Origin of the sequence: Marinobacter sp. F3R11, from assembly GCF_003318275.1 — a bacterium.
Classification (GTDB): Bacteria; Pseudomonadota; Gammaproteobacteria; order Pseudomonadales; family Oleiphilaceae; genus Marinobacter.
Genome location: NZ_QOCH01000015.1, coordinates 1,213,136 through 1,238,997, shown reverse-complemented (window position 1 = coordinate 1,238,997; position 25,862 = coordinate 1,213,136). Strand labels below are relative to the sequence as shown.

Below are 25,862 nucleotides of genomic sequence, written 5' to 3'. Positions count from 1 at the left end.
CCAAAGCATGTGCACAAGACCTGCTAAGCGCCCCGTGCAGGATGGGCTTTATTCCTTAACGGGCCTTTCAACAACTTTGCGTTTGCCCTTGGCACACCGGGACAGTGCTTTCAGACCTTCTTCATCAAACGCGTCCACCCGGATAACGTCGTACAGGGCTGTCAGTGCTTCCTGTAGCTTGTCGCACTCGTCAGCTTTTACAATGCCTTCTGCGCAGGCCCAGTCCACCAGTTCCTTACGTTCATGACCCATGAGCAAGGCGATACCGTCCAGGTCGTCTTCATCACGGTTGCGGATGGCGTCGTGCAAGCGGCTGCGCATCCCGGAAGTTTCGTTAGCCAGTTTGTAGGCGTTGAGAACACGGCCAAGAGGATCATCCGGATCCATGGTGGTGTAGGCGCCGCGGCTGACGCGCTGTCGCAGTGGTGTGTCTTCAACAATACTGGCGGCCACGCGGGTGCCCAGCTTGTCATTTGGCCCGTTCAGGCCTGTTGCTCCCAGAGGGAAAACCAGCAGGCGCAAAGGCCAGCGCAGGGCAGCGACCGGGAAGTTGATGATTGCTTCGCGCATGGAGTGCTGCAGATCCCGCAGGCAGGTCTGCAGGCACCAGTCTACCAGCGGCCGCTGATCATCCGGGTAACCTTCTTCATGCCATTGTTTAATCACTGCTGTGGCGTAATACAGCTGCACCAGACAGTCTGCCATACGGCCAGATAGCCGTTGCCTGGCCTTGAGTCCACCACCTACCGAAAGCAGGGTTACATCGGTCATCAGAGCAAACCCCGCCGAGAATCGGGCCAGCTGGCGGTAAGATGACTGGATATTGCCTTGTCTGGGAACTGTCTCCAGCAGCCCGCCGGTAAGACCCAGAACCAGAGCCCGCAGTGCGTTGCGTGTGGTGTGGGCCAGATGCCGGTAGAAAATGCTGTCGAATTTTTTGGCAGCCTGATCTTCATCTTCCATACCGGCAGCTGCAATTTCATCAACAATAAAGGGGTGGCAGCGAATGGCTCCCTGGCCGAATACCATCAGGCTGCGGGTCAGGATGTTCGCGCCTTCCACGGTAATGCCTATGGGTACAGCCTGATAGGCGCGAGCGAGGAAGTTGCGGGGGCCGGTGATGACACCGCGGCCCGCGACCACATCCATTGCGTGGTTGATGACTATCCGCATCAGATCCGTATTGCGGTATTTCAGCAGCGCTGAGGGCACCGCGGGCCGGACGCCTCTGTCGAGCATGCCGGAAGTCAGCAGGCGCGCAGCATCCATCATATAGGTATAGCCGGCAATGGGCTCCAGAGCTTCCTGAACGCCCTCAAACTGGCTGATGGAGCGGCCAAACTGTTCCCGGGTATAGGCGTAAGAGCCGGTCGCCAGGCTGGCAACCTTGCCGGCACCTGTTCCCAGCGCAGGCAATGATATTGAGCGGCCGATGGAAAGGCATTCCAACAGCATGGTCCAGCCCTTGCCGAGCATGTCCTGGCCACCGATGACCTGATCCATGGGAATGAATACATCCTTGCCCCAGGTCGGGCCGTTCATGAATACCGTATTCATGGGAAGGTGTCGTGCACCTGCATGCACACCTTCGGTTTCGCGGGGAACCAGAACACAGGTTACGCCTATGTCGGCATTGTCACCCAGCAGATTTTCCGGATCGTAAACCTTGATGGCGAGGCCGATAAGCGTGGCGACCGGGGCCAGGGTGATGTACCGCTTGTTCCAGGTTACTTTCAGGCCCAGAACTTCTTTGCCGTTCCATTCACCCTTGCACACAATACCCTTGTCCGGAATCGCGCCCGCATCGGAGCCGGCGACTGGAGAGGTCAGGGCAAAACAGGGAACTTCCTCGCCACCGGCGAGCCGGGGCAGGTAATGTTTTTTCTGCTCGTCAGTACCATAGTGCATCAGCAACTCACCCGGGCCGAGGGAGTTGGGTACCATCACGGTAACGGCTGCTGAAACGCTGCGGGTAGAAATCTTCATCACGATTTCTGAATGGGCTGTGTTGGAGAAGCCCATACCACCGTCTTCTTTCGGGATTACCAGGCCAAAGAAGCCGTTCTCCCGGATAAACTTCCAGGCTTTTTCCGGCAGGTCGTAGTGCTCATGGGTAATCTTCCAGTCATCCAGCATGGCGCAGAGTTTTTCTACCGGGCCGTCCAGAAATGCCTGCTCTTCACTGGTCAGGTGTGCAGGCTTGGCGTCCAGAAGTTTTGACCATTGGGGTTTGCCGGAGAAGAGTTCGCCATCCCAGTCTACAGAGCCGGACTTCAGGGCTTCTTCTTCGGTGGATGATAACCTGGGAAGGCGGTTGCGAACCCAGCCCAGAAGCGGGCGGCTGAATTTGTCGAGGCGCAGTTCGCTGGGGATAGCCAGAATCAGGGCCAGAGCCAGAAAAAGACCGCCAAAAACAATGCTGGCGATATGCCATTCATCCTGAAACAGACCCACCAGGGTGGCAATGGACATCACCAGAGCAGCGATGGTGCCGCCAACTCCCAGATAAATCAGAATCAGGGCGCTGATAAGCAGGAACAGTACACTCATGGGCAGACCTCCGTATCTTGGATGAAATCAGAGAATGTCAGTTTTAACCTTCGGCGAAAGTCCCTGCACATGCAAGGGCAGCGCCTGAGTATCTGTTTGTCGCCCCGCTGACTTCCGGATTCAGTCTTACAGGCTCAGGCCAACGATCAGCAGGGCCAGCGTTGCCAGAAGAATGGCTACATTGGTGCCCAGCAACACGTTGAGAGAATCTGGCTGATTGACCGCCCCCGGCAACCGCCAGGAAAGCCAGAGTGCGAAGGGCGCAGTTGCCAATGACAGTATAGACGGGAATGGCAACCAGCCAGCAAGAATACCTGCTACCACAGCAATGTAGCCTGAAAGAAACAGAACGGACACCAGCCGGGCGGCAGCAAGAGTCCCGAGGGTGATGACCAGGTGGCGACGACCTATTTTGCGATCGGCTTCCGCATCCGGGATCTGATTGATCAGCAACAGCTCGCTCACCAGGAACAGGCCGACAATGGATACGGTGATGGCGGTAGCATCAAGCCGGCCACCGAGCGCTACCAGGGTGCCGAGAATCATTACTGGCCCGAAGCCGATGCCGGGTGCAAACAGACAGAACAGGGGAGAGCGGGTAATCCAGCGGGTATAGGTAAGCACCAGCATGACCCCTGCGGCACCCAGAACAAGCATTGGCAGGCCGCGCTGCCACAGAAAATAGAGACCGATAAGGATAACCAGAGCCAGTGTGCCTATGGCTGCCGATAGCACGTACTTTGCTGCATCGGGTGTTTCCGGGAGTGCTCCGCTACCACCGGAAAACGGAGTGCGGGTGGTAATCATATCCAGCCCGGACACGAAATCCTCGTACTCGTTGAACAGGTTTACCGCCGCATGGGCCAGAATGGCGCCAACAAAAACCAGAAGCGTGTCCAGTAGTGCTGGTGGGGAGCCTTGTTGCCATGCTACAGCAACCCCCAGCCCGACACACAGAGGTGCAAGAACCAGAAAATTGGGGCGGGAGGCGCGAACCACCGCAATGGATTCGGACATAGACGTTTTCCTCGACAAAACAGTGCTGGCGGGCCATAGCAATGAAAGACATACCCTAGCCCGTGATTATAACCACAACCTCGCTCACTGACGTGGGTCAATGCAAGCTTGGTTAAGGCACTGGAGGAGCACTTTTGGGCGTAAACTGGTAGCTATACCAGCAATCAAGAGAGGAGCCCCCATGGCTAATACCCAAGACTCAGTAACTGCCAGTAAAACCGAGCCCAAAACCACGCCCAAGCCAAAAACCAAGCCCAAAACCAAAAACTCCGTGGAGGGTTCGGCTCCTGCTAACGCTACCAAATCTGAACCGAAACCCTCCGTTGGTGCTCAGCTACATGCAATTGCAGAACATCGCCATGATCCGGAATACATCGCAGAAGCTTTCCGGAGCGGAGAATACCCTTATAAGACAAAAATCAGCCGTAAGGCTTATGAAAGCCATAAGCAAGAGCTACAGATAGAACTGCTTAAGGCCCAGAAATGGATCAAGGAAACCGGACAGAAAGTTGTCATTATCTTTGAAGGCCGGGATGCCGCCGGGAAAGGTGGCACCATCAAGCGCTTTATGGAACACCTCAACCCCCGGGGCGCTCGCGTTGTGGCACTTGAAAAGCCTAACGAGGAAGAGAAAGGCCAGTGGTATTTCCAGCGCTATATCAAACACCTGCCCACGGGTGGCGAAATAGTGCTGTTCGACCGCTCCTGGTACAACCGTGCGGGTGTAGAACGCGTGATGGGTTTCTGTGAACCCAACGAGTACCTGGAATTCATGCGCCAGACGCCGGAACTGGAGCGCATGCTGGTGCGCAGTGATATTCATCTATTCAAATACTGGTTTTCGGTGAGCGAGAAGGAACAGACCGCCAGATTCAATAAACGGAAAATGGACCCTTTAAAACAGTGGAAGCTTAGCCCGATCGACCAGCTAGCACAGGAAAAATGGGCGGACTACACCGAGGCCAAGGAAGCCATGTTTTTCTACACGGATACCGCAGACGCACCCTGGATGGTGGTCAAGTCTGATGACAAGAAACGTGCGCGGCTTGACTGCATGCAGCATTTTCTCAGTAAACTGAATTACCCGGATAAAGACCGCCATGTTGTGCGCGGCCCCAACCCGCTGATTGTAGGCAGTGCTTCCACCGTGATAGAGGAAGACAACCACATACTGGGTAAGAGTTTGCATCCGGACGTTAAGCGCACTGACTAGCTGCTCAGACGTAGCCAGCAGCAAACACCAGCCCGAGCACAACAGGCATGACAACGAGGCTTCCCAGGTTACTTAATAGTACGAGGGAAGCCACTTTATGAGGTTCCTGCTGATACTGCTCCGCCACCATATAGTTAAGCACTGCCGGTGGCAGGGCGGCGAATACCCAGAGCGCAGCAACCTGAAGGCCGGGCAGGTCCAGCAGGTAGATCATGGGCCACGCTAACAGCAAGCCACTGAGCGGGCAGGCAATGGCGCCAAGCATGCCCAGCTTCCAATCGCTGAAGTCGATATCCAGCATGCGCACGCCCAGGGTAAAGAGCATCAGTGGTATGCAGATTTCACCAAGCATGTTCAGGGATTGCAGCAGCCAGCCCGGTAAGGATACGCCTGCGAGATTCACGGTAAGCCCTGCAATACACGCAAACACAACGGGTAGTTTCAGGCGCTTTAAAACAGAGGTGTGTGGGTCAAGCATGTACAGACCCACAGAAAAGTGCAGCAGCATTTCCACAATAAACAAAACGATAGCTGCAGGCAGGGCCGCCTCACCAAATGCGAGCACTAACAGGGGAAGGCCCATGTTGCCCGAGTTGTTGAACATCATAGGGGGCAGAAAGGTTTTCAGGTTCAGGTTGAGAACCCGGGCAAGCGGGTACAGGATAACCCCTGAACCCAGAACAACAACCGCCGCAGCCAGCGCCAGCCCGGCATACTCCTGTAATGGAGCCTGCTGGTCGGCCAGTACGCCAAAAACCAGCATTGGAACAAAAAGCTCCATATTCAGAACATTCAGCCCCTTGATGTCCGGAGTGCGAAACCGCCCATAAAGAGCGCCACAGCCGGCGATGAGAAACACCGGTAACAGGGTGGACAGGATCTGGCCAATCATTCAAAACTCCATATAAGGCGTCGGGGGAAGGTTACGTCAGTAAACCATTAGGTTCGCAAGTATCCGGGTGATTCGGCAAGTATTATAGTAACCAGTAGAGTTTGATTGCTAACCGACTGTGGAGAGCCTTGTGACAGATTCTTTTGACCAGCCCATCGCCCGGGAAAACACCTGCTCGGTAAAGTTTGATGCCCGCGGAGCGGTGTTCGGTCGTGATGATGTAATTCCGGTCTGGGTGGCCGATATGGATTTTGCTGCGCCAGAGGCCGTCACCCGCGCGCTTTCGGAGAGGGCTGCGCATCCGGTTTACGGGTATACCCTGTTTCCGGACAGCCTGTTTATGTCAATCATCGACTGGTTTCGCGAGCGGCATGGCTGGAAAATCCAGCGCGAATGGATACTGATGGCACCAGGGGTTGTGCCCTCCCTGCACGCTGCCTGTATGGCTTATGCTGGCCCGGGAGAAGGCGTAATCATACAACCGCCAGTGTATCCGCCATTTTTCAGCTCCATTCAGCTTAGTGGCCGCTCAGTGATCGAAAATCCGCTGGTTTGCGACGATGCAACCGGGCAATACCGGATGGATCTGGAGCACCTGGAAGCCTGCGCTGCCCGCCCGGATGCGCGGTTGCTGATGTTGTGTTCGCCACATAACCCTGTCGGCCGCATCTGGTCAGAGCAAGAATTGAAAGCTGTACTGGATATTGCCCGCCGCCATGAGCTAACAGTAATTTCCGACGAAATTCACTGTGACCTTACCTATGCCGATAAGCCCCGGCACCGGATGTTGGGGACATTTGCGGGGCCAGACGATGCCCTGATAACAGCGATTGCGCCAAGCAAGAGCTTTAATATGCCAGGGTTGGGATTGTCAGCGTTGGTTGTGCCGGACCGGGAACAGCGCAATGCCATAAAAGCTGTGTTCGATTCCATGCACCTGCCGCAATGTAATCCGTTCAGCATTGCAGGATTTGAAGCCGGCTACCGCTACGGCGCGTCCTGGCTGGATGACCTGATGGCGTATTTACAGAAGAACCGCGATTTTGTGCTGGAAACAGTAAACACCCGGTTGCCCGGGATCCAGACGCTGGCGCCGGAAGGAACTTATCTGATGTGGCTCGATTGCCGCCAGCTGGGGCTGGATGACGCTGGCCTGAAACGGTTTTTTGTCGAGGATGCCGGCGTAGGAATGAACCCCGGCATATCATTCGGTGAGCAGGGTAGTGGCTTCATGCGACTCAACATAGGCTGCCCCAGGTCGGTGCTTGCAGATGTTCTGCAGCGCATAGAAGCCGCATTGCCAGGCGGCCGACAGGCCACCTGACGGGCTGGAGAGTCATATGTTTAAGCGGCTTGTGGACCTGCCCGGGTTGCCAGCAGCAGGCCGGCGAGAATGAACGCGCCGCCAATAATATGAAACAACCCCAGTGATTCTCCAAGAAATATGCTGGCCAGGATCGAGGCGAAAACCGGGGTGAGGTAAATAAAAATGGCCGCCCGCGATGGTCCGATCCTGTGTACTGCGTAGTTCCAGAAACCGTAGGCCAGAATCCCGGGGAAGATCGCGAAGAAAGCGATCGGCAGCGCGGTGCCACGGGTTACCTCAAAGCCGCCTGAGAAGAACAGCAGGTCGACCAGATAAAACGGCAGAATAACCAGTGTGCCGAGCAGGATCTGAGTGCTGAGGAAGGTGAACCCGGGGAGAGGGACCGCCTGGCGTCTTAGCAATACGGAAAACAGCCCCCAACTGATCACAGCTACAACCATAATCAGGTCGCCTGCCTGGGCTTCCAGGCCCGTAAGCACCGACAAATCTCCCCGCGCAACCACAGTGAGAATGCCAGAGATTGCCAGACCGATACCCAATACCTGAACAGGACGGGTGCGATCACCCAGAAAAATCCAGGCCAGCAGAGACACAAAAATCGGGATGGTGGCGTTTATAAGCGCTATGTTGGTAGCTGTGGTAGTAACTGCAGCAAGGTATAACAGTGAGTTGAAAGCGCCGACGCTGAGTGCCGCAAGTACCAGCATTGAACCCATGTGCTGACGAATAACAGTACGATGGCGCCAGATACCTGGAAGAGCAAAAGGCAGCAGAATGGCCAGTGCTATCATCCAGCGCCAGAATGCCATGGACAGGGGCGGTATGCTTTCAACCGTGCCTCGTGCAACAACAGCATTGCCAGCCCAGAAAAGGGGGGTCAGAACCAGCCCCGCATAGGTAAGAATGGCGGACCTGACCGGACTATTCTCTGAAGACACATTAACTCCTGTCGATTATTCGCGAAAGCGTAAAAAACGACAGGGTACTACTCTCCCGGAACTTTTGCCTTTGTACCGATGTGGTAGGCGGCGAATCCAGCCATAACTACCTGATCAACGGCCATGCCGATTATGCGGCCATCGCTACTGGAGTGAATCGGATACTGGGCGTTGGTGATTGGATCTACGATATGGCCAAGGACCTGTCCTGCGGACACTTTTGCACCCAGCTCCGCTTTGCTGAACAGAATGCCGCCATGGTCAGCCCGAACCCAGGCTGAATCGTAATACACTGGCTCCGGCTCCCCCCATACAAACATACGGGAGATCATTCCCTGTTTCTCCATCAGGCTGGCCAGGCTGTTCACTCCGGCATCAATCTGGTGCTCCTGAATGCGATGGGATTCGCCTGCCTCCAGGGTCACTGCGCGAATGCCTGCGTTGACTGCTGCGGTGCGCAGCATGCCTGGTGATCCGCTGCTGTGAACAACGGCCATACGGTCAAAGCCCCGGGTAAATTCTGCAACAGCCGGGTTATTCATATCGGCACGCAGCTGAGGCAGGTTGGTGCGCTTCGATGAGCCGGTATGAATATCCACCAGCATGTCGCAGTGCCGGATAATCTTCTCAAACAGAGAGTGTGCTATGCGGTCGGCCAGACTGCCATTTGCACTGCCGGGGAAGTGGCGGTTCAGGTCGCGGCGGTCTGGCAGATAACGGCTGCCCTGCTGGAAACCGGGCAGGTTTACAATGGGAACGCCTATAACACTGCCGCTCAGCTTTTCCGGGTCAAGGTCGTACATGGTCTGGCGGATAATTTCGATACCGTTGAGCTCATCACCATGAATTGTGCTGGTCAGGCACAGGACGGGGCCCGCATTGACACCGTTAACCACCAGCACCGGGGTGGGCTGGGACAGGCCTGCAATCTGGATGCCTGATGACCACCCCAGACGGGTTGATGTGCCCGGCAGAACCTCGCTGCCAAGGAGGACCAGGTTTTCTGCACGCGGGGGGGCTTCAACCTCTGCCTCTGCCTCTGGTGCCAGGTGTTCCTGTGGACCTGATTCTGATAATGCCGGAGCGCTGTCTTCCGGGGGTTCACTGCTCTGCTGATCGCCACTGTCCGGAGTTACCTGTACTTCCGGATCTGCCTGGGGTTCCGGTGCAGGTACTGGCGCAACCTCTTTCAGATCAATGTTGGGAGCTACTTTTTTGGGTTCTGCCTGGGGAGGCTGCGCAGCCTTTGGTGCTGGTTCTTCGGGTGTCGGGCCGGTGAGGGGTGCAGGAGCTTCGACACTGCGCCTGGGCTCAGAGCGTACTACATCCTCGACGTCTTCGTCTTCGGCCAGCTCTGCCAACAGAATTACCCGGGATGCCTCTTCCTGTTTTTTGCTTACGGGCGGGTCCGCCAGAACACTGGCCGGACAAATCACCAGCATCAGCAAGCAAAGAAAGGTCCGGATGTCGGTCAGCATTTGCAACCTGTAAAACAACATGATTCCTCACGGGGCATCAACAAAAACCTAAGGGTAACGGTCGATTGGTGGTTGTGAACATGGCAATAACAAAGGTTTAATGCCATGTTCATAGTGTTGCCGTGAATCTCAGGCAAATCTGCGTAGAATCACTGGCTTAATCAACCTGCAAGGAATTAGTGTGCAGGCAAGTCAGTTATAACCGACAGTGAGAGTGAACTATATGGACCTTTTGCGAATTCTTATTGCTATTTTGTTACCGCCTCTGGGAGTGTTCCTGCAAGAAGGCATAGGGAAGCACTTCTGGATCAACATAGTGCTGACCCTTTTTGGTTATATTCCCGGAATCGTACACGCTGTTTACATTATCGCTAAGAAATAGTGCCTGGCAGGTATGGGGCCTGCCAGGGTTGGTGTTCAGGTTGTTGACGTAGAATGCCAGAGCCCGTTGTCCTGCACGGCGCGGCCGTCTGCCTCAAGCTTTAGCAGGTGGGCGAGTGCTGACCGTGCGGCGATTCCGTGAATCGCTGTTGGTACATCACCGTAGGCATTAGCTGTCAGGTCTTTCAGGTCTGCAGGTGACAGCTTTTCAAGGGCTCTTGCCACCTTGTGCTCCCGCGCCAGTCGGTGAGTAATCAGGTAATCGATAATCGCTTCCGGGTGACCCATCAGAAAACCATGAGCCGGAGCTATATACCGCACAGGCTCCGTAAGCAGATCGTAGAGTGATTCCAGATAGGCCTTCATGTCGCCGTCAGGCGGGTTTATGACCACCGTTGAGCCCTGCATGATGTGGTCTCCCGAAAACAGCAGCTGCTGGTCCCGCAGCAAAAAACAAAGGTGGTTCGAAGCGTGCCCGGGCGTGTGCAGCGCTGTCAGCGTGCCGGCATCGGTGTTGATCAGGTCGCCATGTTCAGGTTGTTTGTCGGGTGCGAACTTCTGGTCCTGGGATGCTCCGGCCGGTGCCGGCCGACCATAAATCAGACACCCGGTTCTTTCCTTCAGGGCCCTGGTGCCGGGGGAGTGGTCGAGGTGGGTATGAGTGACAACCACGGAATCAATTTTCCCCCCTGTTATTTCCATCATCCGTTCAATGTGTCCGGCGTGGTCAGGGCCCGGATCCAGCACAGTAAAACGTTCGTGGCCCAGAATGTAGGTATTGGTGCCTGGCCCGGTCATTACGCCGGGGTTGGGGGCTGTAAGCCGGATCACGCCGGCAGCGATTTCGACTGCCTCACCGGGAATGATCTCGGCTTTGGTGGTGCCTTCGCCCTCCGGGTCCAGCTTGGATGCCTCGTCATAGGCTGGGGCGCCGGGCTCCAGAATCACGGGTTTGCCACGCCGGGTGGCCGGCCACTGCTGGCTCGGGTAGGGCTCAGGAGGATTGGCCCAGGCATAGCGCATCAGGGTTTCGACGTTCTCAAAGTCTCGCAACACCCGCAGAGTTCTTATGGTCGGCAGCGTCATTAACCGTTGGCCAGCACGATGTTCTTCCAGTGCCTGCGCCGGGCTGATCCACACGTGGCTGATGGTTTCCTCACCGTCATGGCTGACCGGTTGATTCTCGGGAGCTGTGGTCACGAAGAACCGGGTGTCAAAACGCCGGGGAGGGCCGGGAGGCGTAATCCAGTGGCTCAGGTAAGCGAGCCTGTCCAGGGGAATTGTCAGCTTATGCCGCTGACACAATTCAGCCAGGGATAATTCACCTCTGAATACTGCGTTGCGATCCTCATGCACGGGGTGATCACCGGTGATGATGCGCTGATCTGCATCCACCGCCAGCAATACGCCCGCTTCTTCAAAACACTCACGGACTGCGGCCAGCATATAGTTGGCGCCGCCCTCGCTCAGGCTCATGGTCTGACTGATTTCAGTGTCTTCCGGGCCAGCAGCGTGCTTACGTCCGCAGGCATCCTGTTGGTCTACTGCGCCGCCGGGGAATACATAATAGCCGGGTAAAAATACGGCGTTCCAGGTACGTTGTAACAGCAATATTTCAATGCCATCGCGGGTATCCCGAACCAGTGCGAGGGTTGCCGCAGGGCGAATATCCATAGAGTTCTTATTATTCAAAACTGTAACCTCCAGCATGTCTTTGGATCCGCCATGTAAGCCACATCAGGCACGTAAAAGCAGAAGTCAGAGCTAAAATAACCGATTTTTACGACAAGATCTTGAGGTGAACACCTGGGTCCAACAGCGTATTATTCATTTCTGCCCCCGACACTCTGCCAGATAAGGTACCTGAAGTGGCCCGAATCAAACTTTCTTTTCCTGACGATGTATTCTGTTTTGAAACTCGTATGCAGGTGCGAACGACCGACATCAATGGGGCCAATCATCTGGGTAACGATGCTTTGATCTCCATGCTCTCAGAGGCTCGGGCACAGTTTCTTATAAGTTGCGACATGCAAGAGAGCAGTAACGATGGCGCGGGTATTATCATGACAGACCTGGCAACCATGTATCAGTCGGAGTCATTCTTTCCGGAAATGCTGCGTTTTGAAGTGGGGGTAATGGACTTTAATAAATATGGCGGGGATTTTGTGTTCCGGGTGACCAAAGCCGAAAGTGGCCAGCCTGTTGCCCTGGCAAAATACGGATTCGTTTTTTTTGATTACCAGCAGAAAAAAGTGGTGCCCATGCCAGAGAGCTTCCGCTCACGTTTTGACTGAATTTCCTGCGCCCATGCGCAGATGTGCTATGCCGGCGCGGTAGAAACTGTAGGCCATTACCCCGGCGAACAGGTTGCCTGTGAGCGCACCGCTCATCAGGCCATAGAGGCCGCCGAACTGGCTACCCAGCCACAACAGCGGCAGGAAGCACAGAAACAACCGCAGAGAGGCTACCAGCAAAGCTCTCATAGCCAGGCCAAGAGCGTTGCATACAGATACCATCAGCATGCATACACCCAGACCGCTGTAACTAAGCGGCACCCGCAAGAGATAGCCCCCAAGAATTTCCTGAACGTCCTGGTCGCTGGCGAACAGTTCGGCGACCAGGCCTGAAGCGATAAGCCAGAGCAAGCCTATGGCCAGTTGCCAGCCCACGACAAAACGCACGGCAAGCCGCACCAGTTTGCGGATCTGTTCTATGTCTCCGGCGCCAAGCATGCGCCCGATCATTGGTGGAAGGGACATGGTCAGGGCGAGTACCACAACAATGGAGAAAAACTCCAGGCGTGTGCCCAGGCCCCATGCGGCGACGGCAGCTGAGCCGAAACCAGCGACCATTGAGGTTGCCAGCATGGCCGAGACTGGCGGCATGAGCTGGCTCACCATAGCTGGCCCCATAATGCTGTTGAGCTGTCTCAGGGCACGGCCAAGGGCCAGTTCGCGCAGATCGAAGCGGGCCCAGCCACGTTTCAGAAGTTTCGGATAGATGAAGAGGCAGCCGATTCCGAAAGACGTTACCGTAGCCCAGGCAGCCCCGGGCAGCCCCCAGTCAAAAACAAAAATATACAGAGGATCCAGGATGATATTGGTGAGGCTGGTGCTGACCATCATATAGCCTGGCAGTTTTGTGTTGCCGTGGGACCGGCAGATGCTGTATCCAAAATACAGAAACGCACCGATCCAGGCAGAGCATAGCCAGGGCATCCAGTAGCTGCGTACCAGTGGAAGCAGGCTGGCGTCGGCGCCGAGCGCGGTCATGATCGGGCTCTGCAAAAGCCATAGGCAGAGGCACAGAATAAATACCAGGGTGCAGCCAACGGTAATAACCAGGCCGCCAAGGCGAAATGCCCTCAGTTCATCCCCGGCGCCGAGTGTTCGTGAAACAATCGCTGTGGTTGCGATCCCCAGACCGACCTGAAGACCGATGATGAGCTGCTGCATTGGCAGCGTGAAGCCCAGTGCGGCCAGTGGGTCTCTTCCAAGCTGGCCAATAAAGGCGCTGTCGGCCAGCTGGAATGTCATCAGTGAAAGCACGCCAAACAACATGGGCCAGGTCATGGTATAGAGCTGGCGGGAGAGACTATCGGTTTGGGCGGTGTTACTCACGGGTTCGGGCTGATGCCTTGGTCTGGGTTTGGGGGAGGCCGGCCCGCCCAAAAGGCTCCGGGCAGAGCGGCTTTTCCTCCAGGATTTCCTGATGTCGCTCTGGAGCCCTGATCAGAGAACTTTCAGCGCTGCATCATAGTCGGGTTCTTCTTTGATTTCACCGACGAGCTGACTGTGGATAACTTTGTTGTTTTCATCCAGGACCAACACTGCGCGGGCACAAAGGCCGGCCAGCGGGCCGGTCTGAATACCGACTCCATAGTCCTGCTGGAAGCTGTAGTTCCGGAATGACGAGAGTGTGACGACGTTTTCCAGGCCCTCTGCACCACAAAAGCGGGCTGCAGCAAATGGCAGGTCGGCGGAAATAACCAGAACAACGGTGTTATCCAGAGTGCCGGCTTTTTCGTTGAACTTGCGAGTGGAGGCGGCACACACACCTGTGTCGATGCTGGGGATGATGTTGAGTACCTTGCGCTTTCCTGCCCAGTTATCGAGAGTTACTTCTTCCAGGCCGCTGTTGGTGAGTGTGAAGGCTGGGGCAGTGTCGCCGTTTTGCGGGAACTTGCCGCTCAGTTCAATGGGATTGCCGCCGAGATTTACTGTGCTCATGGGTTGCTCCTTTCGTGGTGCGGAAATGGTTATCCGGAAATGTTCAGAGACAGCTTACTCTGTTTAGTTCATTTTGGATGAGTTTGCATCCCGCACGGGGATATTGAAAGGCTACGACTGCCCGGACACCGCTTGTGGTTCGAACCCGGGAGCGGGATAGCGGTGAACCAGTAGCTGGTAGCATATGAGGGCGCAAATGGCGCATATAGCAATGATTGTCGCCATCACCAGCGAGGTTCCGTCATGCAGGTGTCCCACAAGCATGCCCGCGCCAGCTGCGACAGACATCTGCATGAAGCCGAACAATGCTGAGGCGGAGCCGGCCATGCGCGGAAAGTTGGCCATGGCTCCAGCCATGGTTTGGGGCATCACCATGCCTGTTCCGGCCATGAACAGTGCCTGGGGCAGAATAACGGCCCACACACTGAATACCTCTGCAAAAGCCAGTGCGGCCATCAGTCCTCCAGCAATAGCAGCAATGACCAGTCCGCGAACCAGGATCTGGTCCGGCACCAGGCGGCTGCCAAGGCGAATCGCTGAGAGGTTGCCAATTATATAGCCGGCAACTATGCCACCGAAATACAGGCCAAACTGCTGTGGCGGTACTTCGAGAAAATCGATCAGTACGAATGAGGATCCCGAGAGAAACGCGAACAGCCCTGAGAATATCAGCGCATTGGTCAGTGTGTAGCCAAGAAAGCTGATGTCGGTGCCTATGGCGCGATAGTTCCGCAGCAGGCTGCAGAGCTGTAAAGGTTGGCGGTATTCCGGGCGCATGGGTTCGGGGATGCCGAAGGTTACCACTAAGGCCATGATCAGGGCATAAATGCCCAGTGCGAGAAAAATTGAGTGCCAGCCAAAGCCGGCGACCATCAGGCCGCCGAGTGTTGGCGCTACGGCTGGTGCCAGAGCCATGATACTGGCCAGAAGCGCCATTATTTTTGCGGCTTCCCGGGGGGTGTAGATATCCCGGATGGCAGCCCGCCCGAGAACGGGGCCTGCCGACCCACCCAGTGCCTGAAGGAATCGGCAAAGAATCAGGGTTTCTATGTTGCTGGCGAGTGCACAACCGATACTGGCGAGAGCAAACAGCACGAAACCGCCAATCATCACCGGCTTGCGGCCAAACCGGTCGGCCAGGGGGCCGCACACCAGTTGCGCAATGGCAAAGCCGACCATGTACAGGCTCAGGGTCAGCTGAACCTGGCTGGTGCCGCTGCCGAAATCACTGCCAATCTGCGGCAGTGCCGGCAGATACATATCGGTGGCCAGCGGTCCCAGTGCGACGGCGGCGGCTAGCAGTATGGTTGTCCATATACTTGTGAGTGCGAGCATTTATTGTCCAAGCTTACATTGGGGGATAGCAGGTGTGGGATGGGCTTTCCAAATCTGTGCGGAGCCCAAGCGCCACATGGATGTGCCGCAAGGAGCGTGTTTTGGAAAGCCCATCCCACACCTGCACTCGACATTGGAGTGGATTCTAGGGGCTGATTTGCAAAAAAATAACAGGGGCGCTGCTCATAGGACATATGAGTAAAATTGATGAATTACTCATTGATGCCGTTCATGGTGGCTGCGACTTCGTTCACCTGGTTTCTCAACCAGCGGTGAGCGGCGTCATTCTGGTTGCGGCGGTGCCAGAGCATCAGCAAGGTGAAGGGCTTGTAACTGAATGGTAGAGGTGCCCAGGTAAAGTCCCGGAGTAAGTGTTCGCTCATGCGCTCGGGTGCCGTTGCCAGCATGTCGCTGCCCCGGAGAAATTCCGGCAGGCCGGAAAAGTTTGAGACTGTAATCACGTTGCGCCGGGTCAGCCCCCGGGCTGAAAGGCTGGCTTCCAGGGCGGGTTTCTCACCAGTGCCGAATACCAATGCTATGTGATCGGCTTTTAAATAGTCGGTCACGGTTTCTGGCGCTTCGCGCTGGCTCGGGTCGTAGAAGACGACCATGCGGTCCCCCATCAAGCCTCTTTGCATTATGTCGGTGGCTTCCGGAGCGTGGGGGGATATGATCAGGTCGCATATGTCTTTGCGCAGCATATCTGCACTGGGAATGCCGGAAGCTATCACCTGCAGCATGATGCCCGGAGCCTGTTGCCGCAGGCGCTGCATCAGCGGTGGCAAAAGCAGGTCCCGCTCGTAATCGTTGGCAGCAACGGTAAAAGTGAACTCGGTGGTCTCCGGTGTAAAGGGCGGGCCGGAAGCCAGCGAGTGCAGATCATCGAGAATCTGGCGAATGTGAGGGCCGGCCTGAACTGCGTAGCGCGTGGGCGTTATGCCGCGCCCGGATTTGACGAAAAGGGGGTCGCCGAGGGCAATGCGCAGCCGGTCCAGCGTATGGCTGACTGCAGACTGGCTGACCCCAAGCTTGATGGCTGCACGGGAAACACTGCATTCGTCCAGAACAGCAACAAAGGTTTGAAGTGCGCGGATATCAAGATTGAATGTATCAATAAGGTTCATGGATAGCAGTGTAATCCAGAAGTGTCTTTCCCGGAACCGATCGGGTATCAGCCACTGCCCATAGTGCGTGGTGATTGGTATGATTGCCCATCTCTGGTCCAATAATCAAAACAGGCACCGCATGCTCAGCTTTCTACCTGCTCCCGTAATCGGCGTACTCAATTCCATTCTGTTGGCAATCAACACACTTTTCTGGTGCCTGTTACTTTATATACCGGCGTTGCTGAAACTTATTATTCCCCACAAAGGCTTTCGGGTTCTCTGCACCCGGATCATCATCTGGATCTCGGAATCCTGGGTGGCTTGTAATACTGGTTGGATGAAGCTGACCCATGGTACGCAATGGCACGTAACCGGCGCGGAAAATTTGCGCCGTGAGAGCTGGTATCTTGTGCTGAGCAATCACCAGAGCTGGGTGGATATTTTTGCCATGCAGCGGGTGTTCAATCGTCGTGCACCTTTCCTGAAGTTTTTTCTTAAGCAGCAGCTTATCTGGGTACCGGTTATCGGTCTTGCATGGTGGGGTCTGGATTTCCCCTTCATGAAACGATATTCGCGGGAGTACCTGCTCAAGCACCCTGAGAAGCGTGGGGAAGATTTGAAGGCCACTCGCCGGGCTTGCGAAAAGTTTCGCTATACGCCAGTGAGTGTCATGAACTTTGTGGAAGGCACACGGTTTACCCAGGCCAAGCACGACAAGCAAAAGTCACGCTATACCCATCTTTTGACACCGAAAGCCGGCGGCGCAGCCTTTGTTCTGGATACCATGGGCGACTCGATAGAAACGCTTGTTGACGTAACCATTGCCTACCCTGGCGGGGCACCCACCTTCTGGGACTTTATTTGTGGCCGGTCGCGGGAGGTGAAAATGGACATTCAGACGGTTGCCATTCCTGAGCACCTGAAAGGTCGGGATTACTCAACTGATGCCGAACACCGGCGTAACGTGAAAAACTGGCTGGCAGAGCTTTGGCAGGCCAAGGATGAGCGGCTGACAAGTATGCTCGCCAGCCGCGACCGGTGACGGACCTATCGCGCGGCTGCAAAGGCAGCTGAGAATTCGGGGTAGACCTGGCTTGTCGCTTTTACCACGTCGCCAAAGTTGGGGGCACTTCCGTATTCTGCTTTCAGGTACTGAGCCATGTCTGCCAGTGTGCGGAAGCTCATGTCCGAGGTAGAGCGGAGGTAGTCCCAACCGCCGATGCTTTCGATGGCGGTACTGCGGCCAACCCGTTTCCCGACGGAAGAGCCCACCATTCCCCCCAGAAGGCTGCCGAACGGCACAGACTCCAGCGCCTTATTGGCTGCATAGGCACCAGCAACGGCACCTGCGGCACTGCCTGCGGTTGCACCGATATTGGCATTCAGGGCCTTATTAACCCATTCCGCGGTCACTCGGTCGCTGGTGTAAGGGCTCATAAACTGGCCAGAGTTATTACGGATGACCAGGCTTCTTCGGGCCTCAGCAGCGGCTTCCTGTTTGCGCGTTTCCTCAAACGCCATTGATGCCTGAAGATCGTTGGAAGACATGGAGCTTCGGGTAAGCGTGACCCTTCTGGGATTTTCATCATCTGATCGTTTTACCGTCAACTGAACGTCAGTGTCGGGCTCGCCCCTCAAAAGCCACGTTACCTGTGTGATGCTAAGGTTGGCAGTGCTGACGTCCTGAGCGCCGGAGGAGGGTTTGATGAACAGCACCTGGTCACCAACCGAGATTTCTCCACTGGCATTGGCGCTGCCGTTCGGGGTAAGCCAGGCAATGAAAATGCCCGAATCGGTTTGCTCCAGTTTTGCCCCAATCAGACCATCACCGGGTTTTTCGGCTTCAGGGATTGGATGGCTGCTGACCATTGCGGGAGAAACCGTATAGCCTTCATCCGGAAGTATGCACCTCCAGGTGTAATTCGGAGACTCGGGCAATTTGGATACTGCTGTCTGTTCCGGGAAAATAGCGACTATGCCTCCATCCCTGTCCTCCCGGCCACAATCCGTGTACCCATGTTGAAAGCGCTGGAACTGGCTCATCTGGGCGGGATCACTCGGAACTGGCACTGGCACTGGCACTGGCTCTGGCGCTGGCGCTGGCGCTGGCGCTGAAGCACAGCCCCCCAGAGCCGCCGCCAATGGCAGCAGAATCAAGGCTGATTTGATTGTTGGGGACGTCAATACGTCTAACTCCTATCAGGAATCTCAAAACATCCGCTTCTTCAGCGGCCCAGTTTCGCAAGGGTTTGCAGTGCCAGTTCCTGGCCGATTTCGTCCAGGGTGACGGTCTGCTCAACTTTCTGGAAGCCATGGTCAGTGGCTTTCCACTGGCGGGTCTTGTCTTTTTCGGGTGGCACGCCGTTAGAGCTGAGCATGGCGCGAATTTGGCCATCCCGAATATCCAGAACTTCAACCTCGAATTTGTCATGGGCCAGTTTCCGAAATACCAGCAACATGTCGGCGTGTTCGCCCAGTGCTCGCATTTCCAGTCGGCGCTGATCCGGAGACAGGCGGGAGAAGTCGCCGGTTTCCAGTGTGTTATCGGTAATGCGCATGATCGCAGCCCGATCCACTACAGTGACGCCAGCCTGGATCATCTGGCTGACCAGACCACTCTGGAGTTCAAACGCTGCCCCCGCCAGGCCTACGCTGCGATTCGAGCGATATTCTCCCTGCGCTGCCATCTGGCCCTGTGCCTGAAGGTTGACGTTGCCGTCTGGAACTTCGCCATTCAGGGAACCTCGCGTTGAGACTACGCCACGGGTGTTACTGCTCCAGTCACTGACCTGATCGTCAAACGCCCGGTTCCAGAAAACAGCCATGCGCGGTGGCTGGTTGCCAAAGGCTGCCTTGAACCGTGTGATAATAACCTCAGCACTCTCTGCTCGCTGAGGAGCGGAGCGATCGTTTTTCAGGTCCTCGTCAGTCAGTGGCTTTTGGGCCGGCGCTATCATCGGTGCTGCCTCATGGGGCTGGCTGGCGGCCAGGACGAAACCTGGCGCCAGCAGGGGCATACAGAGTGCCAGAGCCAGTCGTTTCATCAGTTAACCTCCCGGACTTCCACACGGTATTGCAGCGGTTGAGTCGTGGTGGAGAGTTCGCGGTAGGTGGCCAGGCTGTTAGCGGGCACCGTAGAACGCTGCCAGGTCGGTTTTACATCCACTGGCACACCATCCTGATCAAAGAACTGGGTCCGGGCCTCAATCTGGTAGTCATAGTCGGTGTGGTTACGCAGGACCACATACACCTCGGTGGTGCCGGTAGCACTCGGTCGCTGACCATGCTGGACCAGTGACAGGCGATAGCTCTCTCCGTTTTCCATTTGGCCGAAGCCGCGGGGCCATGTGCGCTTGAGGTCGTAATCGGTAAAGGCCACGGAATTCATGGTAATCGGCGCTGTACGTTCGATCAGTTCGGTGCTGCTGGAGGATTGGCTTGCGCAACCGGTTAGCAGGCTGAGACAGGTCGCTACCGCGGCAAGGGGTTTAATCAGCTTGATCATGGGTTTTCTCCTGTATTGGACGACGGGAAGTGGCGAAAGCCAGGCCCGCCCCGCGACCATCAAATTTGAACTCGGTGTTATCGGTAAGACCGGGAACAGGCTGGCCATATTTGTCCAGGAACCGGACTGTAACCGGGTCCCCACTGGCAGCTGTCACCGGCATCAGGTGTATGGTGTCTGGCAAACCTTTCCAGTAACGGATGTCTGCCCGAGTGTTTGCGGATGCCGACATGCCATCTGCTGCGACGCTGATCAGACTGATAGCCGCGAATCCCGCGCCCACTGCGCCACCAGCAGCAGCACTGAAACCGGCCAGCATACTGTTCTGGCTGGCGGAGCTAAGGGTAGAGCCAACTGCCCGGGTGTTCTCCTTGAACTGGATCTGCCCTTCTACTATCCGGTCTATGGCGCGACCGCCACGGGTGGACGCCTGGAAGAAAATGTCTTCCATAGGGTACAGCGGCAACCATTCTTTCCCGTTACGGACTTCGGCAGAGACATCCTGGAATTTCTTGCCGCGGCGGTAGACCAACTGGTAGTGACCAACACCGTCACCGAGCTTGCGGGGGGACTTGCCGGTTTCCACAATCAGAAGCGCATTGTCGTCAGCGTCGGGTATCGGCGCGTCCGGGCGGTAAAGCTTCAGCTCCTCGAAATGCTCCCGAGCCAGTTGATCACTGCCCATCTGGAGCGCGGACCAGCCGGCAAGATAAAGCAACAGCGCGAAATCGGTGCTGTTCTGCTCTTCCTCGGCGAATGCGTCCTGCAGCAGCCCGGCCAGAAAACTGGCCCGGGCGTTGCCGTAATCGCCTTCTTCCAGGTAGATCAGGCCAAGGTAGAAATAGACCATGGCGCGCTCGTAGGGTTCGCCCTTGAAGTCTTTCTCGGCTTCTTCGTACCAGATGCTCCGGGCTTTACGTGCAGAATCGGTGTCGGCGTAAACGCTTTCGATTTCCAACCTCGCCTGGGTCAGGGTGTTCCTGGCTTCCTGACGATAGCCGGCGCGATAGGCCTTCACCCCGATCTCCATCAGGTTCAGAACCTTGTTGCGCTGGCCCTCTTCGAACAGGTTCTGGAAATCAGCCTGTAAAACATCGGGTTTGCTATCTACCAGCGACTGTTCAGAAGATGCCAGTGTTGCCCGGTCATAGACTTTCGGACCGCTGGCGCAGCCGACCAGTGTGCCGGCGATTGCAGTCGCCAGCACGGGTTTCAGCCACGTCTTATCGATAAACCACATTGTCACGGGCCGCCTTCCTCATTTCGTAAAGTCCGCTCCAGACAATGGTGCCCAGCTCAAGATCGATCATCTCGAAGGTGATCTGGCTGTAGCGGGACTTGGTCCCGGTGTCGCGGTCAATTGCATCCAGTGATGAGATGCGGCCGCCAAGGCGGAAGTCGGCGCCGGCCTGGGCGGCGGTCTGGCGGATGGTGCCGCCATCCACTGCGCCATCGCGCTTCAGATCGCGTTCTTTCTGAACCATATCCGAGAAATGGCGACCGACAAAGACCATGCGGCCGTTGGCAGCGCGGTTGAGCTCGATGCGCAGGCGGTCGGTGAGCATGTTGGTGTTGATTACCGAGGTGCTTTCGTTCTTGAGGTACTCGTTGTCGATGATGATCCGAGGCGGTGTGGCGCGCCCGGTCAGCATCGGGTTAGCCAGCATGTCCCGCATCATCTGGTCAGTCATGGCAACCACGTCCTGGCTTTCGATGCCAACGCCACCAACGCTGCCTGTGGTTGAGGCGTCCTCATATACCGTTGGCTTACCCTGTACGTTTTCAATGTTGCTGGCACAGCCCGAAACCAGAATTGACGTTGCTGCAAAGGTGCAAGCCGCAATAAAGGCATTCTTTTTGAACATGTTGTTCTCCATTATCAGTTAGCGGACTTGCGCGAGCGCTTCGGCCAGCTCAGGGTAAATTTGTTGGGTCGCGTTAATGGCATCGCTGAAATTGCCGGTGTGTTCATACTTTTCGCGCAAGTAGCGAGCCATGGAATGGATGTTGTCAAAACTGCGGTCCGATGAGGCGCGGATGGCTTCCCAACCGCCTGATGCGTTGATTGCTGTCTCCCGGCCAACGGATTTACCAACTTCAGCACCGACCGCTCCGCCGAGGAAGCTGCCGACAAAAGGAACCTGCTCCAGGGCTTTCTCGCCCATGTAAGCGCCCGCAGCCGCACCGACTCCGGTACCAACGGTTGCGCCGATGTTTGCATTAATCGCGGAATTTACCCATTCAGCCAATACATCATCGCTGGTGTAGGGACTCAGGTACTGGCCCTGATTGTCATTGCGAACCAGTTGTTCCAGTAGTTCGGCTTTGCTTGGAATCCGGATGTTGCCGTTCTCGTCACGGAGTTTGCCAGTTCTCGCTGCGGCTAACAGCTGGGCCGATGGAGCTTCATTGGTCATGCGGTCCACCAGCCCCTCGGGCAGCCCGGCCTCTTTGAGCACCTCACGATGATCCTGGGTCATTCCCGTGTAATAGCCGGATTGAATACCCTGGGTCTGGTCTGGATAGGCGTTGAGCATCTGTACCAGCAGCTGATCTGCCTCGACGCCCTCGGTCAGTTGATTCTCCAGATCGATACCACGCAGTCCATCCGGGCCGATCAGCCAGGCTTGATAGCGAACAGGGAGTAGGTCCAGGTAGCCCGCTATGTGACTGTTTGCAGCATGGTAGGCAAGGGCGCTGGTTTCCGGAGCCTGATCGATCAGGCGCAGGACGGCAGAAGGCCGGTAAACGGAGTTTGCGCCGGGGCCGCTCAGGTAGGCTGCAATTTCCTCGGCCGTTTGAGGATTAAACCGTTCGAACTCAATGCGCTGCTGATCGATGGCGGTCAGAACATTGGCCTTGTGATAATCGGTGATGTAGGCCCGGGCGACGGCTTTTTCTGCATCTTGATCGCCCTGTGACCCCAAAAACAGTAGTGGGGTCGGGAAGTAAACAGAGAAATAGTTGTCGATGGAGTAATTGATACGGCTCTCGAGCAGCGTTTCTCCCTGCCAGGTCAGTGCGTAGACGTCTGAGAATGGTATTTCTTCATGGTAGGGGATCAGCGTCAGGGAAACCATGTAGCCCAGAAAGCTCAAAAACTCGAAATCCGATGTTTCTGTCTTTTCGGTTGTGCGCGTTACGACAACCTCGGGGGCTCCAGCGGATTCCGGAACCAGCCAGTCAGGACGTTCGTCGCCAACAACGGTAAAGGGGACGGTCCCGGTGCCGTAGGGCGACGGGTCGGGGGCGCTTACACTGTTTCGGTCGAATTGATAGACCTGGCAGCCAGTGAGCAGGGCCACCATGACGAGACTGAGCAGTGCTTTTCCTGGCTGAAAAGCCGAAGCGTGTATTTCTCCGGCAGAATTTTGAGAACGACGGAACTTCATTGATAGGTCACCCAAGATTCATTGATTAAATGGGTCCGGGACAGCGACACACCGGAGTTCGGTTAGTTTTATAAACAATTTTTAATGAGTTCGTCTTGGTGCGAGCGCCCCAAAAAAAGGCATTTTGATTGTGAGGCATTGATGGCGGGTAGAGTGCAGTTTATAACTGTATGAAAACTAGTTGGTTTGTGCGGGCTGCTTGGTGGTTATAAAAAAATGAAAAAATATGCAAAAATTTGTTAATGCTACCTATTTCGGCTGTTTCGGCAGCATTTTCATCCGTTATCGTCTTCGATGTCTTCCGGATGTTCTTGTTTGAAACGCTCCCACTCTTCCGTGTCGAAACCATATTTTCTGAAAAAAACCGTCAGGGCAGATGGGCATGGCGCATCGCCATCAATGGATCATGTCCCTGATTGTACGATGCGCCATGCCCCTGAGGTCTTTCAGGCGCCGTCTGTGTCGGCCCCCGTGGGGATTTCCTGGGCTTCCACCAGTTTGAAATTGATCTGTCGGCGCTCTTCCTCTACTCCTGAAAAGCTGACTTTTACAGTCTGTTCCAACTGGAAGATACGACCATTCTTGTTGTGAATAAGGCGCAGAGTAACCGGATCGAAACTGTACTTGCCGTCCAGATCTTTGCAACTGACAAAGCCTTCCAGGCCATTGCTTTCCAGACGAACAAAAAATCCTGCGGGAATCGTGCGGCTGATCACGCCTTCCATGGGCTCCTCGCCCAGTGTTCTGGCATAGTCGCTTTTCAGCCAGGTTTCCAGGCTGGTCGCGGCCTGGCGGGCTTTCAGCTGGGTGCTCTGCAGTGTCAGCAGCTGCTCACTATCCAGTGCTTTTATGGGGGCATTCCAGAGTGCGGCTTTGATAACCCGGTGGACATAGAGGTCCGAGTACTTGCGCAGGGGAGACGTAAAGGTTGTGTATGCGCTGAGTCCCATGCCCTGGTGCGGAGCCGCAGTAAAGGCCAGTTCGGCGCGGGCCAGTTGACGGGAAATAATGCCCTTTACCGGAACTTCCGCTTCCAGCCCGGAGGTCTGTTTCATCAGTGCCTGAAAACCTTCAGGAGTGGTGGCGTCGATATCCGCAAGATGCGGGGCATAGCCTTCGATCAGGGCCCGGATGTTATCTGCTCGATCGTTACGGATACCGGGATGCTGAACAAACAGACCAGACGGCTGCCGGGAAAGAAAATCCGCAGCGCAGCGGTTGGCTGCAACCATGCACTCTTCAACCAGGCGATGGGCCTCATTCTGTACCGAGGGCTCAATGCTGCGAATACGCCGGTTTTCGTCCAGGCGGAGCCGGAATTCCGGCCGGTCACCGCTTAACAGGGCATATTCAGTGCGCCATTTCCGCAGAGCAGTTGCAGCCTGGTGGAGCTGGTCCAGACTGTTGGCCACTGCGTCTGGCAGGGCTTTGATGTCTTCGTCTTCGCGACCCTCTATCAGGTTCGCGACCAGGTCGTAACTGAGCTTGCCCCGGGAACGGATAACCGCCTGATGAAAGCTGTAGTCGCCCAGACTTCCGTCATTGTTGACTTGCAGATCACACACCAGGGCCAGCCGCTTCACGTCAGGCATCAGTGAACATAGCCGGGTGCTTATGGAATCGGGCAGCATGGGCAGTGGTTCACCCGGGAAATAGATTGCGGTAGCCCGGTTGAAGGCTTCGAGATCAGCAGGGCTTTCCGGGTCAATCACGGCCGATGGATCGGCAATGGCAATGGATAATGCCCAGCCTGTGGCATTGGGTTCGGCCAGCAGAGCGTCATCCATGTCCTGGGTGGCTGGGCTGTCGATGGTGACGTATGCGCGGTCGGTGCGGTCTTCACGGCCGGCCACATGTGCCTCAATGACGTTTTCGTCGAGACCTTCCGCCTGCTGTACAACAGGATCTGGCCAGGCGTCTGCAAGATCGAAAGTGGCCAGGGTAAGCGCGCGTTCAATACCAGGTTCACCGGCTTTGCCAATAACCCGAAGTACTTTCGCCTGGCCTTTGCCATCGTGAATCGGGTGTTTGTGAATGCGGCAGTAGAGATAATCATCCGGCTGTGCATTCATGCGTTCTTTCGGCGGGATAAAGATCCAGCGATTGATCCCGGGGGTTTCCGGCACAACGAAGTGCCCTTTGCCCTTTACCAGATAGCGCCCGACAAAGGTGTCTAGCCGACTTTCGATCAGCCCATCCACCACGCCCTGGGTTTTTCCTTTTGCCACTTCCTGTTCAGTGACATTGACCCGGTCTCCGGGGAGTACTTTCTGCATTTCTTCCGGAGGCAGGAACAGGTCCCGCCCTTCATCGAGAACGACGAATCCGAAACGGCCGTTAGTGGCTTTGACTGTCCCCGGGAAAACAACTTTGCTTTCCTCAATGTCAGACTTTAGCTGGCGCAACTGGTTTAGAGCGTCGGCGTTGAGCATGGGTTAACCTGGCTGAAAAAATGAATGATGAGGCGGAGTATAACGGTTATAGCGTAACGAGTCAGAC

Annotated in this window: 22 protein-coding genes; 5 read left to right on the top strand and 17 right to left on the bottom strand. The window is 55.9% G+C overall.

The window, feature by feature from the left end; genetic code table 11:
* Positions 1 to 48: 48 nt before the first annotated feature.
* The gene (locus DS878_RS14105; protein WP_113816546.1) at positions 49 to 2,550 is read right to left on the bottom strand and encodes an acyl-CoA dehydrogenase; all 2,502 of its coding nucleotides are present in this window, start codon (positions 2,548 to 2,550) and stop codon (positions 49 to 51) included.
* Positions 2,551 to 2,676: 126 nt separating this feature from the next.
* A complete protein-coding gene (locus DS878_RS14100; RefSeq protein WP_113816545.1) occupies positions 2,677 to 3,567 on the bottom strand; it encodes a prenyltransferase in 891 nt (296 codons plus the stop codon).
* 181 nt (positions 3,568 to 3,748) lie between these two features.
* Here DS878_RS14100 and ppk2 point away from each other — a divergent pair, with 181 nt between their 5' ends.
* Complete coding sequence (gene ppk2 / locus DS878_RS14095; protein WP_113816544.1) at positions 3,749 to 4,780, top strand: polyphosphate kinase 2; 1,032 nt, start codon at positions 3,749 to 3,751, stop codon at positions 4,778 to 4,780.
* Between the two features lie 4 nt (positions 4,781 to 4,784).
* Here ppk2 and DS878_RS14090 read toward each other — a convergent pair whose 3' ends face one another.
* Positions 4,785 to 5,672 carry an AEC family transporter gene (locus tag DS878_RS14090; RefSeq protein ID WP_113816543.1) on the bottom strand — a complete coding sequence of 296 codons (888 nt, stop codon included), beginning with the start codon at positions 5,670 to 5,672 and terminating at the stop codon, positions 4,785 to 4,787.
* A gap of 130 nt (positions 5,673 to 5,802) precedes the next feature.
* On the opposite strand from DS878_RS14090, the gene DS878_RS14085 reads away from it, so the two are divergent.
* On the top strand, positions 5,803 to 6,996 hold the full coding sequence (locus DS878_RS14085; protein WP_113816542.1) for a MalY/PatB family protein: 1,194 nt from the start codon (positions 5,803 to 5,805) through the stop codon (positions 6,994 to 6,996).
* Between the two features lie 20 nt (positions 6,997 to 7,016).
* On the opposite strand, the gene DS878_RS14080 is transcribed toward DS878_RS14085, so the two are convergent.
* Positions 7,017 to 7,937 (bottom strand): DMT family transporter, encoded by a 921-nt coding sequence (locus tag DS878_RS14080; protein ID WP_113816541.1) that lies wholly within the window; start codon positions 7,935 to 7,937, stop codon positions 7,017 to 7,019.
* Positions 7,938 to 7,984: 47 nt separating this feature from the next.
* The gene (locus tag DS878_RS14075; protein ID WP_113816540.1) at positions 7,985 to 9,436 is read right to left on the bottom strand and encodes a succinylglutamate desuccinylase/aspartoacylase family protein; all 1,452 of its coding nucleotides are present in this window, start codon (positions 9,434 to 9,436) and stop codon (positions 7,985 to 7,987) included.
* Between the two features lie 202 nt (positions 9,437 to 9,638).
* Between DS878_RS14075 and DS878_RS14070 the strand changes: the two genes are divergently transcribed.
* Entirely contained in the window at positions 9,639 to 9,797 is a 159-nt protein-coding gene (locus tag DS878_RS14070; RefSeq protein WP_096782488.1) for a YqaE/Pmp3 family membrane protein, read from the top strand.
* 35 nt (positions 9,798 to 9,832) lie between these two features.
* On the opposite strand, the gene DS878_RS14065 is transcribed toward DS878_RS14070, so the two are convergent.
* On the bottom strand, positions 9,833 to 11,470 hold the full coding sequence (locus DS878_RS14065; RefSeq protein WP_113816724.1) for an MBL fold metallo-hydrolase: 1,638 nt from the start codon (positions 11,468 to 11,470) through the stop codon (positions 9,833 to 9,835).
* A gap of 194 nt (positions 11,471 to 11,664) precedes the next feature.
* Between DS878_RS14065 and DS878_RS14060 the strand changes: the two genes are divergently transcribed.
* Positions 11,665 to 12,090 carry a thioesterase family protein gene (locus DS878_RS14060; RefSeq protein ID WP_113816539.1) on the top strand — a complete coding sequence of 142 codons (426 nt, stop codon included), beginning with the start codon at positions 11,665 to 11,667 and terminating at the stop codon, positions 12,088 to 12,090.
* Here the strand turns inward: DS878_RS14060 and DS878_RS14055 are convergent.
* From DS878_RS14055 to DS878_RS14040, 4 genes are all read right to left on the bottom strand, one after another.
* Positions 12,076 to 13,368, bottom strand: a complete 1,293-nt coding sequence (locus DS878_RS14055) for an MATE family efflux transporter (RefSeq protein ID WP_113816723.1) — start codon at positions 13,366 to 13,368, stop codon at positions 12,076 to 12,078. The genes DS878_RS14060 and DS878_RS14055 overlap by 15 nt on opposite strands.
* A gap of 159 nt (positions 13,369 to 13,527) precedes the next feature.
* Entirely contained in the window at positions 13,528 to 14,025 is a 498-nt protein-coding gene (gene tpx / locus DS878_RS14050; protein ID WP_113816538.1) for a thiol peroxidase, read from the bottom strand.
* A gap of 111 nt (positions 14,026 to 14,136) precedes the next feature.
* On the bottom strand, positions 14,137 to 15,360 hold the full coding sequence (locus DS878_RS14045; RefSeq protein WP_113816537.1) for a Bcr/CflA family multidrug efflux MFS transporter: 1,224 nt from the start codon (positions 15,358 to 15,360) through the stop codon (positions 14,137 to 14,139).
* Positions 15,361 to 15,572: 212 nt separating this feature from the next.
* A complete protein-coding gene (locus tag DS878_RS14040) occupies positions 15,573 to 16,484 on the bottom strand; it encodes a LysR family transcriptional regulator (protein ID WP_113816536.1) in 912 nt (303 codons plus the stop codon).
* Positions 16,485 to 16,605: 121 nt separating this feature from the next.
* On the opposite strand from DS878_RS14040, the gene DS878_RS14035 reads away from it, so the two are divergent.
* On the top strand, positions 16,606 to 17,508 hold the full coding sequence (locus DS878_RS14035; protein ID WP_113816722.1) for an acyltransferase: 903 nt from the start codon (positions 16,606 to 16,608) through the stop codon (positions 17,506 to 17,508).
* Between the two features lie 5 nt (positions 17,509 to 17,513).
* Here DS878_RS14035 and DS878_RS14030 read toward each other — a convergent pair whose 3' ends face one another.
* The 7 genes from DS878_RS14030 to DS878_RS13995 form a co-directional block, all read right to left on the bottom strand.
* Positions 17,514 to 18,650 (bottom strand): S41 family peptidase, encoded by a 1,137-nt coding sequence (locus DS878_RS14030; protein WP_148707080.1) that lies wholly within the window; start codon positions 18,648 to 18,650, stop codon positions 17,514 to 17,516.
* A gap of 41 nt (positions 18,651 to 18,691) precedes the next feature.
* Positions 18,692 to 19,510 (bottom strand): hypothetical protein, encoded by an 819-nt coding sequence (locus tag DS878_RS14020; RefSeq protein WP_113816533.1) that lies wholly within the window; start codon positions 19,508 to 19,510, stop codon positions 18,692 to 18,694.
* The gene (locus tag DS878_RS14015; RefSeq protein WP_113816532.1) at positions 19,510 to 19,971 is read right to left on the bottom strand and encodes a YcfL family protein; all 462 of its coding nucleotides are present in this window, start codon (positions 19,969 to 19,971) and stop codon (positions 19,510 to 19,512) included. Before DS878_RS14015 ends, DS878_RS14020 begins: the two co-directional genes overlap by 1 nt.
* A complete protein-coding gene (locus DS878_RS14010) occupies positions 19,955 to 21,211 on the bottom strand; it encodes a hypothetical protein (protein WP_113816531.1) in 1,257 nt (418 codons plus the stop codon). The genes DS878_RS14015 and DS878_RS14010 overlap by 17 nt, the downstream gene beginning before the upstream one ends.
* Positions 21,195 to 21,836: a penicillin-binding protein activator LpoB gene (locus DS878_RS14005; RefSeq protein ID WP_113816530.1), complete on the bottom strand. Its 642-nt coding sequence runs from the start codon at positions 21,834 to 21,836 to the stop codon at positions 21,195 to 21,197. Before DS878_RS14005 ends, DS878_RS14010 begins: the two co-directional genes overlap by 17 nt.
* 18 nt (positions 21,837 to 21,854) lie before the next feature.
* On the bottom strand, positions 21,855 to 23,363 hold the full coding sequence (locus DS878_RS14000) for a carboxyl-terminal protease-like protein (protein WP_113816529.1): 1,509 nt from the start codon (positions 23,361 to 23,363) through the stop codon (positions 21,855 to 21,857).
* Between the two features lie 446 nt (positions 23,364 to 23,809).
* Complete coding sequence (locus tag DS878_RS13995; RefSeq protein WP_113816528.1) at positions 23,810 to 25,795, bottom strand: ribonuclease R family protein; 1,986 nt, start codon at positions 25,793 to 25,795, stop codon at positions 23,810 to 23,812.
* Positions 25,796 to 25,862: the final 67 nt, after the last annotated feature.